Raw genomic sequence first — 14,821 nt, 5'->3', positions numbered from 1 at the left:
ATAGGACAAGACATCATCAATTATTTATTGAAATTAAAAAACACAGTTGTTGTTGCTCTCCTATCGAGGTAGGAAATAGTTTAGCATCTAAATGTATAAAGCCGGGAAACCGCCATTTACACATTGCTAATCAACAGAACGTAAACTAGAACAAAAATGGCAAACAAAATAGAAGTTAAAGACTTACTAGAAGCAGGTGTTCACTTTGGACACATGACTAGAAAATGGGATCCAAACATGGCTCCTTACATCTATATGGAACGTAATGGTATTCACATTATCAATCTATATAAAACTGCAGCTAAAATTGAAGAAGCTAATGAAGCTTTGAAAAAAATCGCTGCATCAGGTAGAAAAATATTATTTGTTGCTACCAAAAAACAAGCAAAAGACATCGTTGCTGAAAAAGCAAAAGCTGCAAACATGCCTTACATCACTGAAAGATGGCCTGGTGGAATGCTAACTAACTTCGTAACTATCCGTAAAGCTGTTAAAAAAATGGCTACTATTGATAAAATGAAGAAAGATGGTACGTTCATGACACTTTCTAAGAAAGAGCGTTTACAAGTTGATCGTCTTCGTGCTAAATTAGAGAAAAACTTAGGTTCAATCGCTGACATGTCTAGACTACCAGCTGCTTTGTTCGTAGTTGATATTAAAGCGGAACATATCGCAATAAAAGAAGCTCAAAAATTAAACATTCCAGTTTTTGCAATGGTTGATACTAACTCTGATCCACGTGAAGTAGAGTATGTGATTCCTGCAAATGATGATGCTTCTAAATCAATTGACAAAATTTTAACTTTAGTTACAGCTGCTATCACTGAAGGACTTTCTGATAGAGGTTCTGATAAAGAAGGTGAAGCTACTCCAGAAGTTGCTGCTCCTGCCGCTGAAACGGTAGAGGCTGCTACAGTTGCTGAAGCTACTCCTGCTGTTGAAGCTGCTGCTCCAACTGCAACTGAAGAATAAAACAAAAAGAATTTCCAAATTCTAAAATTCCAAATTCCAAAAATTAGACTCAGCAATGATTTAATTTATTAATTGGAAATTGGAATTTTGGGTTTGGAATTTTTTATTAAAACTATTTTTTAATTTAAAATATAAAAAACATGGCAACAATTACTGCTGCAGACGTAAATAAATTAAGAACAGCTACAGGCGCAGGAATGATGGACTGCAAAAAAGCTTTAGTTGAATCTGACGGAGATTTTGATTTAGCAATCGAAAACCTACGTAAAAAAGGACAAAAAGTAGCTGCTAACCGTTCTGATAGAGAATCTACAGAAGGTGCTGCAATTGCTGTTGTTAATGCTGACAAAACTGCTGGAGTTGTTATCACACTAAACTGTGAAACTGACTTCGTAGGGATGAACGAAAGCTTTGTAAAGATGGCTACTGAAATGGCTAATCAAGCAATGAACTACGATACAATTGAAGCATTTTTAGCATCTGATTTCAACGGAATCACTGTTGCTGAAAAATTAATTGAGCAAACAGGAGTTATTGGAGAAAAATTAGAAATCAGAACTTTTGAGAAATTAGAAGGTGCTTTCGTTGGATCTTACATTCACTCAGGTAACAAAATTGCTACTTTAGTTGCTCTTTCTGCTAACGTAGAAGGTGCTGAAGAAGCTGCAAGAAACGTTGCTATGCAAGCTGCTGCTATGAACCCAATCGCTTTGAACGAAGCTGGAGTTGATGCTGCTGTTATCGAAAAAGAAATCGAAATTGCTAAAGATTTGTTGCGTCAAGAAGGAAAACCAGAAGCAATGTTGGAAAACATTTCTAAAGGAAAAATTCAACGTTTTTACAAAGACAACACTTTAGTAAATCAAGATTATATTAAAGATAGTTCTATGAACGTTGCTGCTTATGTTAAATCTGTTGACAGTAATCTTACTGTTACTGGTTTCAAAAGAGCTGCTCTAGGATAAATCATAATTGTTTTCAGATATATTCTATCTGATTTCATATTTATATAAAAACTCCATTTCAAATTCATTTGAAATGGAGTTTTTTCATTTACATTTGAATTATAGACTAAGAAATGGAAGACAAAGTGCGTTGCGCCTGGTGCGAAAAAGATGATTTATATCGAAAATATCACGATCAAGAATGGGGAAAACCAGTTCACGATGATGCTACTTTCTTTGAATTCATAATTCTTGAAACTTTTCAAGCTGGCTTGAACTGGCACACTATTTTAAAAAAAAGAGAAAATTTCAGATTAGCTTTCGACCACTTTAACTACAAAAAAATAGCTATTTATAACGAAGATAAGTTTCAGGAGTTATTACAAGACACAGGTATTATTAGAAATAAATTAAAGATTCGTTCAGCAATTTCGAATGCACATTCTTTTATCAAAGTACAGGAGGAATTTGGAAGCTTTTCGAATTACATTTGGTATTTTACATCAAATAAATCTGTGATTAATCGACCAAAATCCTTAATTGATGTTCCTTCCACTACTCCACTTTCCGATAAAATTAGCAAAGATTTAAAAAAAAGAGGATTTAAATTTGTTGGTTCAACAGTAGTTTATGCGTTTTTACAAGCCACCGGAATAGTCAATGATCACTTAGAGAATTGCTGGATTAAGGATTAATAACCCAAATTAAAATCATCCAAAATTTCTCAATCTCTTCACCTCTAAATGCCAAATATTGCTCTTGACTTGCAATTAACTAAAATAAATTGTTACATTTGTCGCTCACTTTAGGGGTGTCTACAAAATTGTAGGCTGAGATTTTACCCTCTGAACCTGATCTAGTTCATACTAGCGTAGGGAAAAGTAAGATGACTTCATCACGCACTTCTGTGTGTACTTGTAGCCATTCCTAAAGTTTAATTATACCGAAATTTCGGGACTAAATTTAAAAGGAATGGAACTAAAAATCAACAATCAAATTAAACAATTTCAAGCAGATGTACTTCACATCCAAGACATGCTCGATATTGAAATTCCACAAAAACAAAACGGTATTGCCGTTGCAATTAATAATACAGTGATTCCAAAATCGAATTGGAATTCACATCTACTCACGGATTCCGATACTATTTTAATAATTTCAGCTACTCAAGGAGGCTAATTTGGCTGCTCGAGCGGGCTATCCATTTCAAGTTCGCAGTTAAAAACTTAAAAACAAAATCATAAAAATAGCTTCCTGTGGTCGCTTTTTTATTCCTTGTTTTTCTACGTTTTACACTTTGCGAGCTTTCTATTCCTATCCCTAGCACAACAACGACATACAACACAATATTCTAACTATAGATTAAAAAACATGAATAAAGAAGAACAAATCTCTCGAACACCTTTTCCTAATTCTACAAAAATATACATTGATGGCAACATTCATCCCATTAAAGTAGCAATGCGTGAGATACATTTAGCTGACACTAAACTATCTAAAGGTGGCGTTGAGAAAAATCCCGCGTTGACTGTTTACGACACTTCTGGCCCTTACACTGATCCTAACATTGAAATTGATATTCGAAAAGGATTACCTAGAATACGGGAACAATGGATTTTAGATCGCAATGATGTTGAAGAACTATCCCAAATTTCCTCTGAATATGGTAAAAAACGTTTGGAAGACGAAAAATTAGATCACTTGCGTTTTGAGTATTTACATAAACCAATGCGTGCTAGAAAAGGTGCAAACGTCTCACAATTATACTATGCCAAGCAAGGAATTATTACTCCAGAAATGGAATATATTGCCATTCGTGAAAATCAACGCATTGAACAAATAGAGACTCAAACTAAAGCAATGCAGTGCCAACATGAGGGCTACAGCTTTGGAGCAAACACACCAAAATCAAAAATTACTCCTGAATTTGTTCGTAGTGAAGTAGCACGAGGGAGAGCTATTATACCAAACAATATCAACCACCCTGAAAGCGAACCTATGATTGTAGGACGTAATTTCTTGGTCAAAATAAACGCAAATATTGGAAACAGCGCAGTTACTTCTAGCATTGAAGAAGAAGTAGAAAAAGCCGTTTGGGCTTGCCGTTGGGGCGCTGACACCATTATGGATTTGTCTACTGGTAAAAATATTCATGAAACGAGAGAGTGGATAATTCGTAATTCTCCCGTGCCTATTGGAACCGTTCCTATCTATCAAGCACTAGAAAAAGTAAATGGAGTAGCCGAAGATTTAACCTGGGAAGTATTCCGTGATACATTGATTGAACAAGCGGAACAAGGAGTTTCCTATTTTACAATTCATGCCGGAGTTTTACTGCGTTACATTCATTTAACCGCAAATCGTGTTACTGGAATTGTTTCTCGAGGTGGATCTATAATGGCAAAATGGTGTTTGTTTCACCATAAGGAAAATTTCTTATACACACACTTTGAAGACATTTGCGAAATAATGAAACAATACGATGTGGCTTTCTCATTAGGAGATGGCTTACGTCCAGGATCAATCGCTGATGCAAACGATGCCGCTCAGTTTGCTGAGTTAGAAACATTAGGCCAATTGACAAAAGTTGCGTGGAAGCACGACGTTCAAGTGTTTATTGAAGGTCCAGGTCACGTACCGATGCACATGATCAAGGAAAATATGGACAAACAATTAGAGCATTGTGATGAAGCTCCATTTTACACGCTCGGTCCATTAACTACAGACATAGCTCCAGGTTATGATCATATTACTTCCGCGATTGGAGCAGCGATGATTGGCTGGTACGGATGTGCGATGTTATGTTATGTAACTCCAAAAGAACACCTTGGATTGCCCAACAAAAAAGACGTTAAGGACGGCGTGATAACCTACAAAATTTCAGCTCATGCTGCCGATTTAGCAAAAGGACATCCCGGTGCACAATATCGAGACAATGCTTTAAGTAAAGCACGTTTTGAATTTAGATGGGAAGATCAATTCAACTTGTCATTAGATCCAGATACAGCAAGAGAGTTTCACGACGAAACTCTACCAGCTGATGGTGCTAAAGTCGCACATTTTTGCTCAATGTGTGGACCTAAATTCTGTTCTATGAAAATCTCACAAGAAATTAGAGATGTTGCTGAAGCCGAAAAAGGAATGAAAGAAAAATCAGAGGAATTTATTGAACAAGGCAGAGAGATTTACAGTTAATAAAAACAATTTATCTTATGATTATTATCTCGAATCCGATAGGTTTACCAAATGAAGTTGAAACCATTCATACACTTTTTGAGGAAGGAATGGAATTATTGCACGTAAGAAAGCCAGCATTTTCTGAAAGAGAAATGCAGATTTTTCTATCAACTATAGCTCCTGAGCATAGAAGCAAACTTGTATTACATAGTCATCTTCATTTAGCGTTTGAATTTGACATCAAACGAATTCATTTCACAGAAAAAAATAGAAACGTCATTTCTAAATTCTATTCTCGATATAAAAAATCTTTTGAATATTCTTTTAGTGACTTTAAGACTGATGGGTTTACGGTATCAACGTCCACGCACTCAATTGAGGAATTTAACACTATAGATTCAAGTTTTGAATACGCTTTTTTAAGCCCAGTATTCCCTTCAATTTCGAAAGAAGATTATAGCGCAAAATCAAATTTGCTTGAAGAGATAAAAAAAAGGACAAATTTCGATACTAAATTGATTGCTTTAGGTGGAATTCAATTTGATACTATAGCAAAAGTAGTAAACCAAGGATTTGATGATTATGCGCTTTTGGGAGCTATTTGGAACAACACTAATGTACTTGAAAATTTTAAAACATGCCAACAAATCGTCCATTCGTATTAACTATTGCAGGATTTGATCCTTCAGCAGGTGCAGGAATACTGGCTGATATAAAAACATTCGAACAACATCATGTGTATGGACTTGCTATTAGCACTGCTAACACAATGCAGACTGCTACTAGTTTTAAAGACATTCAGTGGACCGACTTATATTTTGTTTTACAATCAATCGAAATGCTGTTCAATAGTTACGCAATTAAAGCAGTCAAAATTGGTATAGTTCCATCTTTAGAATATTTAAAAGCAATAGTTTTTCTACTCAAGGAACTTTCACCCAATTTAAAAATTGTCTGGGACACTGTTTTAAAATCTACTACAACATTTGAATTTTTAAAAATTGAGGATGAAACTGAGTTGCTTTCTTTATTAGACAAAATAGAAATTATAACTCCTAATTATGACGAAATTTTAAAATTAGGAAAACCCAATGAACCACACACAAGCATAAATGAACGACTAGCTAAAAATTGTGCCATCCTTTTAAAAGGCGGTCACAATCCTAACGAAATAGGAATAGACTATTTAACAACAAAAGAAGTGACTTTTAAGCTGCCGCCAAAGACAAATAAAATACATTCAAAACATGGATCAGGCTGTGTACTTTCAGCAGCAATAGTAGCAAATTTAGCATTAAAACAAAATCTTTTTGATGCTTGTGTGAATGCTAAAAACTACACTGAAAAATTTCTATTATCAAACACATCAAAATTAGGCTACCATTATGCTCAGTAAATTACAATACATATCGCAAGGTAACACTGTTCAGGAACAACTGCTCAACATACAACACGCTCTCGACCAAGGTTGCGACTGGATCCAAATGCGTTTTAAAAATGGAACTTTTGAAGAAACTTTTGCTCTAGCCGAATCTGTAAAAAAGATTTGTCATCAATATGATGCAAATTTTATAGTAAATGATAATGTATCCTTAGCAAAAATTATTGATGCTGAAGGCGTTCACTTAGGATTAAACGATATGCCAATATCAAAAGCAAGGGAGATTTTAGGTACTGATAAAATTATTGGTGGTACTGCAAACACTCTCGAAGAAGTTATCAGTCAAACTAAAAATGGCTGTGATTATATTGGTTTAGGTCCGCTGCGATTTACAAATACTAAGGCAAACTTAAGTCGAATTATAGGGATGGAAGGATATCAGACCATTATGAAGGAATTGAGAACTTATAATACTTCAATTCCTATTTATGCTATCGGGGGGATAAATTTGAATGATATAGAAATGCTACTAGCAACTGGAATTTATGGAGTAGCATCGTCTAGCTTAATTACACAAAGCAGTATAGAAGACGAACTTATTATACAACTAAACGAAAAATTATATGGGACTGTCATTATTTAATATTGGAGATAAAAGCTTTGAATCACGTTTATTCTTAGGAACAGGAAAATTTGGTTCGAATGCAATAATGAAAGAAGCGATATTGGCATCAGGTAGCGAATTAGTTACGGTTGCATTAAAAAGAATAGACTTAGAAACAGATACCGATGCTATTTTAGCACATTTACAGCATCCAAGAATCAATTTATTACCCAATACTTCAGGAGCGAGAAATGCTAAGGAAGCAGTTTTTGCAGCGTTATTAGCGAGAGAAGCTTTAGAAACAAATTGGCTCAAACTAGAAATTCACCCAGATCCCAAGTATTTAATGCCAGATGCAATTGAGACTCTGAAAGCAACTGAAGAATTAGCAAAATTAGGGTTTATCGTTTTGCCTTATATTCATGCTGATCCCAATTTATGTAAGCGACTGGAAGATGTAGGAACCGCGGCAGTAATGCCATTAGGTTCACCTATAGGAACTAATAAAGGACTAAAGACAATTGACTTCTTAGAAATTATTATTGAACAAAGCAATGTTCCTGTAATTGTCGATGCAGGAATTGGTGCTCCATCAGATGCCTCAAAAGCGATGGAAATAGGTGCTGATGCCGTTTTAGTTAATACTGCAATTGCAGTTGCACACAATCCAGCAATGATGGCAGAAGCTTTTAAATTAGCTGTAATCGCAGGTAGAAAAGCATTTGAAGCTAAATTAGGAAAGCAATACAATTACGCTGTCGCTTCGAGTCCGTTGACTGCTTTTTTATATGAATAGTCCTCTCCCAAACCCTCTACAAAGGAGAAGGAGACAAAAAAGAAATGCAAACTCTTGTGAACTTAACGAAAGCTTTATATCCTTTACTGTTAAAATTTCAATGCAAAAAATAAAATATGAAAACATTCAATTCTGTTTTTGAAAAGTACAATTGGGACGATATCCAATCTAAGATTTATGCAAGTACTACTGATCAAGTAGAGCTATCACTTAGCAAAACCAAAAGAAATCTAGCTGATTTTTTAGCATTGATTTCTCCAGCTGCGCAACCCTATTTAGAACAAATGGCGCAGCAGTGTCATAAATTAACCAAGCAACGTTTTGGAAAAACAATCCAAATGTATGCTCCTTTATACTTAAGCAATGAATGTCAAAATATCTGTACTTATTGCGGTTTTAGTCTGGATAATAAAATTAATCGAAAAACTCTGTCTGCTCTAGAAATAGAGCTTGAAATAGCAGTTTTAAAGAAGGCAGGCTTTGATCACGTTTTGTTAGTTACTGGTGAAGCGAATTACACTGTAAATATCAATTACTTTTTGAATGCAATTGATCAAATAAAAAAGGATTTTTCTATAATTTCAGTCGAAGTGCAACCACTTTCACAAGAGGAATATAAACGTCTGCATCAAGCTGGCGTGTATTCGGTATTAGTGTATCAGGAAACCTATCATCAAGAAGTTTACAAGAAATATCATACTAAAGGTAAAAAATCAAGCTTTGACTATAGATTGGAAACTCCGGACCGTATTGGAAAAGCGGGAATTCACAAGATAGGTTTGGGCGTTTTATTAGGTTTAGAAGACTGGCGCACCGATAGTTTTTTTAACGCTTTGCATTTAGATTATTTACAAAAAGCGTATTGGCAGACAAAATACTCCGTTTCATTCCCCCGACTTCGTCCAGCCGAAGGTTTTATCGAACCTAATTTTATAATGGATGATAAAGATTTGACGCAACTTATTTGTGCGTATCGCTTGTGGAACGAGGATTTAGAAATTTCCATTTCGACTAGAGAGAATGAAAAATTTAGAAATAATATTATAGCTATTGGAACTACAAGTATGAGTGCGGGATCTAAAACTAATCCCGGTGGTTATGCCGCAGACCTGCAATCTTTAGAGCAGTTCGAAATTAGCGATGAACGCTCTGCAGCAGAAATCGCAGCGATAATTACGCAAAAAGGATATGAACCCATTTGGAAAGATTGGGACAGAACCTTTAGTCAAAAGTCGCAGGTCGAAAGTCTTAAAGACAGCTCGATTCTTAATTAAGTATTTCATTGACTTTATAACTTTCGACTTTAAAAACTTTAAGACTTAATCAAAATGAGCATTATACAAGAATTTTTACGGTACAACAGACAAACCATGTTGCCAGAAATAGGTGATGAAGGGCAAGAAAAACTGAAGAATGCAAAAGTTCTGGTAATTGGTGCTGGTGGATTGGGATGTCCTATTCTACAATATTTAGCAACGGCTGGCTTGGGAACTATTGGAATTATAGATTTTGATAAGATTGAAATTCACAACTTACACAGGCAGATTTTATATACGGAAGCGCAAATTGGTTTATTAAAAGCGCCAACGGCGAAAGCCATACTTGAAAAACTAAATCCTTTAATAAAAGTCTTATCTTTTGAGGAAAAGTTAACTACTGAGAATGCTTCGGGAATTATAAATGATTTTGATTTGGTGGTAGATGGATCTGATAATTTTGCTACTCGATACCTCGTCAATGACACTTGCGTTGCGCTAGGAAAGGCATTAGTTTATGGCAGTATATTAGGTTTTGAGGGTCAGCTAGCCGTTTTTAATCATAAAGGAAGTAAAAATCTTCGTGACTTATTTCCAGAACCACCCAATTCTAAAGATGCACCAAATTGCAGTCTGAATGGAGTTTTAGGCACATTGCCTGGAATGATTGGACTTATGATGGCGCACGAAACTTTGAAATTGATCATTGGTTTACCAACTTTAAAAAATGAACTAATTCTATTCAAAACCTTGGATTGGAGTTTTACAAAGCTTGATTTTTAAACGTAGGAGTTCGAACCAGGATATTTTTGCTTTCGACTAAACACATTTTTAAAACCTATCATTTCTCTCCTAAGGTTTAAAAATCAAATTATACATACTTTTGCCCCAGATGGTAGTGGAAAGCCCGGACTGAAAAAGGCTATTTTTTTTAGGCAGAAAAGAGCGACCGGCAGGAAGCTCCTTTTATGACTTTAGAAAAAAAGTATTTTTAAGGAGGACTTGTAACGAACAGCTGGAATAGGCCCTAATGAGAATTATGTAAAATTTTTATAAACTCAGAGCGATTAATTTCGCGGCATCCTAAACTTTCTAAATGAGGATTATATACTTGGCAATCCAGCAATTTGTATTTGTCTGTTTTTAATTTTTCTACTAAAGCTATAAAAGCAACCTTGGAGGCATTTGAAACTAGTGAAAACATACTTTCACCGCAAAATACATGGCCTAAATCAATTCCATATAATCCACCAACTAATTCATCATTTTGCCATACTTCAATTGACTTTGCGATTCCACTTTCATTCAGTTTACAATACGCTTCAATCATATCATTTGTAATCCACGTTCCTGATTGACCATCTCGTTTCACTTTTTGACAATGCGACATTACGTCTCTAAACTTTTGATTGAAAGTGACGGTAAAACTATTCCGATTTAGTATGTTTCGCATGCTTTTAGAAACAACTAACTCCTGTAGAAATAAAACCATTCTAGGATTAGGTGACCACCAAAGTATGGGATCATCTTGTTCAAACCAAGGAAAAATACCACTTTTATAAGCGAGTAATAATCTTTCAGCAGAGAGATCTCCGCCTACGGCTAAAATCCCGTCGCGATTCGCTTGAGAAACGGGAGGGAAAAATAAATCAGTAGTTAAGTAATACAATTTACTCATTTTCAGCAGTAACCATAATTAAAAATATGAGAATCAATAGCAATCACAATTGTAAAGATTATCAAAACGAAAAAAAAACCAAATACCATTTTCAGACAAGCTAAATATGGAATTTGGTTTCTATAAATTTCTACAAATTTTATATTAGAATGGCAAATCGTCTGCTTCTTCTTCATTTAAATTTGTTGCTGGAGCAAATGCTTGTGCTGCAGGCATAGGAGGCATTTGAGCAGCTGGTGCATCACCTTGAGCTTGCGAAATTCTCCATCCTTGAATGGTATTAAAATAAACAGTTTCTCCTTGTGGATTTGTCCATTCTCTACCTCTTAAATTGATATCGATTTTAACTGGTTGACCTACTTGGAAACCATTTAATAAATCGCATTTGTCCTGAACAAATTGAACTAGAATATGCTGTGGATATTGCTCATCAGTTGTAACAACTATGTCTCTTTTTTTGAAACCTCCAGATCCAACTTCTTTAGTTTGATCAATCATTTTAATTTTTCCTGTAACTTCCATCTTCTCTATTTTAATTGTTTGGCTCTAATTATTTTTTAGATAAAAGCACTTTCCATGCAGTTATCACTTCATTTTTATTCAGATATTCTTTCGCTAACTGGTATTTTTTCTCTTCATCATCAGCACTCAACACCCCTTTTACTTCAAAATTTTCTTTTACAAATATAGTAATTTCTTCGGCAGTTGGCAAGGCTTCTACATTTCCAAGCATACCTAAATCGTTTCCGTCAAACACCTTACTTTGCTTTATTTGAGCTGGAATAGCATCAACGCCAATACCTAACGTAGTTAAAGGTTTAGGCACTTCAAAAAGTCCTTGATTCGATCTAGAGTACCAATTTCCTCCTAGTCTGGACACTAAATCAATTTTATGTTGATCAATCCCTCCTTTTTCATCTAAAACACTTTCATCAATATGAATTCGTACTACTTCGCAAAGGATTAAATTTCCTGCTCCACCTTCTGTACCAAGAGCCATAATCTGCGTTACTTTACACTCAAACTGAACAGGCGATTCTTTTACTCTAAAAGGTTTTACAACTTCTGAAGGCACAGGCGTTAAACCTGATTTTATAAATTCATCAATCCCTTCAGCATACTCCGTACTCGCAAGTGAAATTTGCTGTACCATATCATAATTAACCACATTTATTACCACTTCGCCAGTAGCTTCAGCATTTATTAAAGTGTGTTTAATAGAGTTATCGCGAACGCGTCGAGCCGGCGAAAAAATAAGGATGGGCGGATTTGCACTGAACACATTAAAAAAACTAAAAGGAGATACATTTGGATTCCCATTAACGTCCATTGTACTAGCAAAAGCAATAGGTCTAGGGCCAACAGATCCTTGCAAATATCCTTGTAATTTTGCCGTTTCTATAGTTTTAGGATCAACTGTAATCATACTTTTAAATTTAGCGCTTAGGGTTACAAAAGTAGGCAAATGAATTAAATTTAAGAGGTCCAAAGTCACAAATCGAATTAAAAATTTATTCCTTTTTTCCAAAATAAAATACTTTAACTGATACTAAAATACTTCCGTATTAAATTCGTTATATTTATACCTCAAAATTCTATTTATGCAGTTTTCTGACCGAAGAGACACAACCCGCTGGGCTATTATTTTCGCCTCTTTTTTAATCATTTCGCTAATTCTTTGGAATACTTACACCTTTTTTCAAATTTTCAAAAATGAAGAGCGATTGAAAATGAATCTTTGGGCTAAAGCACAAAAAACTTTCATTAATGCTGGAGAAAATACAGATGTGGAGCTTCCGCTTCAAATTTTCAGTAATAATACTTCTATTCCTATCATCCTTACGGAGAATGACAGCATAATAAATACCGTAAATGTAGATGAGGTCATTGTGAAGGACAATCAAAAAGCAATGAACTTCCTGCACGATTTAAAAAGTGAAAACGAACCAATCGTTATAGAGTACGTTGCTGGTAAGTTTCAAAAACTCTATTACGGCAATTCAGCATTACTCAATAAACTAAAATATTATCCCATTGCTTTAGTGCTTATTATAGTTCTTTTTGGTAGTTTAGTTTATAACTTTTATCGAAGTACTAAAATGGCCACTCAAAACAAACTTTGGGCAGGAATGGCTAAAGAAACAGCACACCAAATAGGAACACCTTTATCATCACTAATAGGCTGGGTCGAAATACTAAAATCTGAAGATGTGGATGAAAGCACCACACTGGAAATTGAGAAAGACATTGAGCGCTTGCAAACCATAACCGATCGTTTCTCTAAAATAGGATCAGAACCAAAATTAGAAACTAAGGATATCGTTGAAGAAACGCTACAGTCTTACGATTATTTACAATCTCGTTTTTCTAAACAAATTGAGTTTTCGTTTAAAGCACCGCAATCTCCCATACTAGTTTCTTTGAATCCCACATTACACAGTTGGACTATTGAAAACCTAGTTAAAAATGCAATTGATGCCATGAAGGGAAAAGGTAAATTAGCTTTAGAAATTGAAGACGAAGCTGATTATGTAAATATTAAAGTTACTGACACGGGCGCGGGAATCCACAAGAAACAATTTAAAAGCATATTTGAACCTGGCTTTACCACTAAAAAAAGAGGTTGGGGATTAGGACTTTCATTAACAAAAAGAATTGTTGAGGAATATCATAAAGGAACTATCAAAGTTCTACATTCCGAAATTGGAAAAGGCACAACATTCCAAGTAAGACTGAAAAAAAATGAATTATTTTAATCTACTCGTAGCAAAAGACATTTTAGAAAACATTGTTTTTCTAATTAATTTTGACTTGCCCAAATATTCTTTTACAAATGCATCATGTTCTTCGGCTTGCGCCAAAGTCTTATTCAATGTTTTCTTTATTAATGAAAAGTTCGCTGCGTTTGCATTACCAACATCCCCTATTTCGTAAATTTCTTTTTGGCACTTCAAAAGTTTTTCTTTTGGCGCAGCAATCATATTACTGATTTCATTATCAGAAAAAGTAGGTTTGAATTTATTGTTTCTATAGTGTATAAAATCATTCAGCATCGCAACAGCGTAATTCATTTCGTTTACTAAAGCATTTAACTTTTCAATATTATTATTCTTCCGAATAGACGCTAATTTGCCCTTTTTAAATTCATAACGTTCGACAATCATTGCATTCTTTAAACCGTTTTTCTCTATCCTTTGAGCGGATTCAAATAGTTGGTCTGTCTCTGGCAAAGAATTGTATTTGGTGATTTCATTTTTGAAATCAAAATATTTTTTAGACTTATTAATTTGAACTTTTCCTTCATAAAACTCACTATTAGTTATAGGATAATTTAAAAATTGCCACAAATAATCAAATGGAATATGTGATGAAATTAATTGATTAGGATCCGCTTTAAAATAAGCATCATTTAGTTTTTTGGAAAATCGTCCATTATTAACATATCCTGAACCCCAAGTCGCATCAAATAAACACCACTTATTATCAACTTTTGCTGCCGTCCAAGCATGAGCTAGATTTGTTATCTTACCGTTTTGTTTATTATAACCTTCAATTATATGAGATTGAATCCCAATCTTTTTTGTAATATCATTTAAAACTTCAGCGTAGTTAGAACAGACTCCTTTTTTAGATTTTAATGTGCGTGCAATTTTATCTTGAACGGTTTCATCATACTTCACGGAGTACATATTTGAAACATCGTAACTAATATTTGATGCAGTCCAAAAAAAAGCTGCTCTAATCTTATCACTTTCTGACTTGAAATTATCATTAATATAACTAGCAATTCCATCAGTTCTTACTGCTGAACGAGCCGGAATAATAATCATTTTAGCATCAACTGCTTCAAATTTATTTGGAGATTGCCCAAAGCTTAAAATAGTAAATAATAAAGTAAAGAGTATTAAAGTCTTTTTCATGTAGAAGAGTATTCTAAAAATTAAAATGCAAAAATTACATACCTTATTCCTTTAAACGAAAACCATACCAGTTTGTTTTATTTGCTAAATCTC

At 34.5% G+C, this 14,821-nt stretch carries 16 protein-coding genes and 1 riboswitch; of the genes, 12 read left to right on the top strand and 4 right to left on the bottom strand.

All coding sequences use genetic code 11. The features are described 5' to 3' along the window. Positions 1–156: 156 nt before the first annotated feature. From rpsB to BC961_RS00615, 11 genes are all read left to right on the top strand, one after another. Positions 157–972 (top strand): 30S ribosomal protein S2, encoded by an 816-nt coding sequence (gene rpsB, locus BC961_RS00665; protein WP_121923938.1) that lies wholly within the window; start codon positions 157–159, stop codon positions 970–972. 140 nt (positions 973–1,112) lie between these two features. Continuing rightward, positions 1,113–1,937, top strand: coding sequence for a translation elongation factor Ts (gene tsf / locus BC961_RS00660; RefSeq protein ID WP_121923937.1), 825 nt, complete (start codon positions 1,113–1,115; stop codon positions 1,935–1,937). Between the two features lie 113 nt (positions 1,938–2,050). Further along, positions 2,051–2,611 (top strand): DNA-3-methyladenine glycosylase I, encoded by a 561-nt coding sequence (locus BC961_RS00655; RefSeq protein WP_121923936.1) that lies wholly within the window; start codon positions 2,051–2,053, stop codon positions 2,609–2,611. Between the two features lie 102 nt (positions 2,612–2,713). Beyond that, positions 2,714–2,811, top strand: a riboswitch (TPP riboswitch). Between the two features lie 77 nt (positions 2,812–2,888). Next, the gene (thiS, locus tag BC961_RS00650; RefSeq protein ID WP_121923935.1) at positions 2,889–3,095 is read left to right on the top strand and encodes a sulfur carrier protein ThiS; all 207 of its coding nucleotides are present in this window, start codon (positions 2,889–2,891) and stop codon (positions 3,093–3,095) included. A 192-nt stretch (positions 3,096–3,287) separates the two neighbouring features. Then, positions 3,288–5,111 carry a phosphomethylpyrimidine synthase ThiC gene (thiC, locus tag BC961_RS00645; RefSeq protein WP_121923934.1) on the top strand — a complete coding sequence of 608 codons (1,824 nt, stop codon included), beginning with the start codon at positions 3,288–3,290 and terminating at the stop codon, positions 5,109–5,111. Between the two features lie 17 nt (positions 5,112–5,128). Beyond that, positions 5,129–5,758: a thiamine phosphate synthase gene (locus BC961_RS00640; protein ID WP_121923933.1), complete on the top strand. Its 630-nt coding sequence runs from the start codon at positions 5,129–5,131 to the stop codon at positions 5,756–5,758. Beyond that, the gene (locus tag BC961_RS00635) at positions 5,731–6,489 is read left to right on the top strand and encodes a hydroxymethylpyrimidine/phosphomethylpyrimidine kinase (RefSeq protein WP_121923932.1); all 759 of its coding nucleotides are present in this window, start codon (positions 5,731–5,733) and stop codon (positions 6,487–6,489) included. Before BC961_RS00640 ends, BC961_RS00635 begins: the two co-directional genes overlap by 28 nt. After that, positions 6,479–7,117, top strand: a complete 639-nt coding sequence (locus BC961_RS00630; RefSeq protein ID WP_121923931.1) for a thiamine phosphate synthase — start codon at positions 6,479–6,481, stop codon at positions 7,115–7,117. Before BC961_RS00635 ends, BC961_RS00630 begins: the two co-directional genes overlap by 11 nt. Next, a complete protein-coding gene (locus tag BC961_RS00625) occupies positions 7,098–7,874 on the top strand; it encodes a thiazole synthase (RefSeq protein ID WP_121923930.1) in 777 nt (258 codons plus the stop codon). Before BC961_RS00630 ends, BC961_RS00625 begins: the two co-directional genes overlap by 20 nt. 116 nt (positions 7,875–7,990) lie before the next feature. Beyond that, entirely contained in the window at positions 7,991–9,148 is a 1,158-nt protein-coding gene (gene thiH, locus BC961_RS00620; RefSeq protein ID WP_121923929.1) for a 2-iminoacetate synthase ThiH, read from the top strand. Positions 9,149–9,202: 54 nt separating this feature from the next. Further along, positions 9,203–9,913 (top strand): HesA/MoeB/ThiF family protein, encoded by a 711-nt coding sequence (locus BC961_RS00615; RefSeq protein WP_121923928.1) that lies wholly within the window; start codon positions 9,203–9,205, stop codon positions 9,911–9,913. A gap of 244 nt (positions 9,914–10,157) precedes the next feature. Here BC961_RS00615 and aat read toward each other — a convergent pair whose 3' ends face one another. The 3 genes from aat to BC961_RS00600 all read right to left on the bottom strand — a co-directional run bounded on the left by aat (position 10,158) and on the right by BC961_RS00600 (position 12,234). Then, on the bottom strand, positions 10,158–10,799 hold the full coding sequence (gene aat, locus BC961_RS00610) for a leucyl/phenylalanyl-tRNA--protein transferase (protein WP_121924492.1): 642 nt from the start codon (positions 10,797–10,799) through the stop codon (positions 10,158–10,160). Positions 10,800–10,952: 153 nt separating this feature from the next. After that, a complete protein-coding gene (locus tag BC961_RS00605) occupies positions 10,953–11,330 on the bottom strand; it encodes a DUF3127 domain-containing protein (RefSeq protein ID WP_121923927.1) in 378 nt (125 codons plus the stop codon). A gap of 28 nt (positions 11,331–11,358) precedes the next feature. Further along, positions 11,359–12,234, bottom strand: a complete 876-nt coding sequence (locus BC961_RS00600) for a flavin reductase family protein (protein WP_121923926.1) — start codon at positions 12,232–12,234, stop codon at positions 11,359–11,361. 175 nt (positions 12,235–12,409) lie between these two features. Here BC961_RS00600 and BC961_RS00595 point away from each other — a divergent pair, with 175 nt between their 5' ends. After that, positions 12,410–13,564, top strand: coding sequence for a sensor histidine kinase (locus tag BC961_RS00595; protein ID WP_121923925.1), 1,155 nt, complete (start codon positions 12,410–12,412; stop codon positions 13,562–13,564). On the opposite strand, the gene BC961_RS00590 is transcribed toward BC961_RS00595, so the two are convergent. Continuing rightward, on the bottom strand, positions 13,556–14,728 hold the full coding sequence (locus BC961_RS00590; protein ID WP_121923924.1) for a transglutaminase domain-containing protein: 1,173 nt from the start codon (positions 14,726–14,728) through the stop codon (positions 13,556–13,558). The two genes, BC961_RS00595 and BC961_RS00590, sit on opposite strands and share 9 nt — an antisense overlap. Positions 14,729–14,821: the final 93 nt, after the last annotated feature.

The sequence above is a fragment of the Flavobacterium weaverense genome (assembly GCF_003688495.1).
In the GTDB taxonomy this organism is placed as follows: Bacteria; Bacteroidota; Bacteroidia; order Flavobacteriales; family Flavobacteriaceae; genus Flavobacterium; species Flavobacterium weaverense.
The sequence above is the reverse complement of the archived record's forward strand: the minus strand, read 5'-3'. Positions and strand labels throughout refer to the sequence as shown.

Bases quoted from the DNA above. Each gene is read 5' to 3' on its own strand.
- tsf (WP_121923937.1), top strand. From the start codon at position 1,113: ATGGCAACAATTACTGCTGCAGACGTAAATAAATTAAGAACAGCTACA.
- BC961_RS00625 (WP_121923930.1), top strand. From the start codon at position 7,098: ATGGGACTGTCATTATTTAATATTGGAGATAAAAGCTTTGAATCACGT.
- BC961_RS00595 (WP_121923925.1), top strand. From the start codon at position 12,410: ATGCAGTTTTCTGACCGAAGAGACACAACCCGCTGGGCTATTATTTTC.
- thiH (WP_121923929.1), top strand. From the start codon at position 7,991: ATGAAAACATTCAATTCTGTTTTTGAAAAGTACAATTGGGACGATATC.
- BC961_RS00605 (WP_121923927.1), bottom strand. From the start codon at position 11,330: ATGGAAGTTACAGGAAAAATTAAAATGATTGATCAAACTAAAGAAGTT.
- rpsB (WP_121923938.1), top strand. From the start codon at position 157: ATGGCAAACAAAATAGAAGTTAAAGACTTACTAGAAGCAGGTGTTCAC.
- BC961_RS00635 (WP_121923932.1), top strand. From the start codon at position 5,731: ATGCCAACAAATCGTCCATTCGTATTAACTATTGCAGGATTTGATCCT.
- BC961_RS00600 (WP_121923926.1), bottom strand. From the start codon at position 12,234: ATGATTACAGTTGATCCTAAAACTATAGAAACGGCAAAATTACAAGGA.
- BC961_RS00655 (WP_121923936.1), top strand. From the start codon at position 2,051: ATGGAAGACAAAGTGCGTTGCGCCTGGTGCGAAAAAGATGATTTATAT.
- thiS (WP_121923935.1), top strand. From the start codon at position 2,889: ATGGAACTAAAAATCAACAATCAAATTAAACAATTTCAAGCAGATGTA.
- BC961_RS00615 (WP_121923928.1), top strand. From the start codon at position 9,203: ATGAGCATTATACAAGAATTTTTACGGTACAACAGACAAACCATGTTG.
- BC961_RS00590 (WP_121923924.1), bottom strand. From the start codon at position 14,728: ATGAAAAAGACTTTAATACTCTTTACTTTATTATTTACTATTTTAAGC.
- BC961_RS00630 (WP_121923931.1), top strand. From the start codon at position 6,479: ATGCTCAGTAAATTACAATACATATCGCAAGGTAACACTGTTCAGGAA.
- thiC (WP_121923934.1), top strand. From the start codon at position 3,288: ATGAATAAAGAAGAACAAATCTCTCGAACACCTTTTCCTAATTCTACA.
- BC961_RS00640 (WP_121923933.1), top strand. From the start codon at position 5,129: ATGATTATTATCTCGAATCCGATAGGTTTACCAAATGAAGTTGAAACC.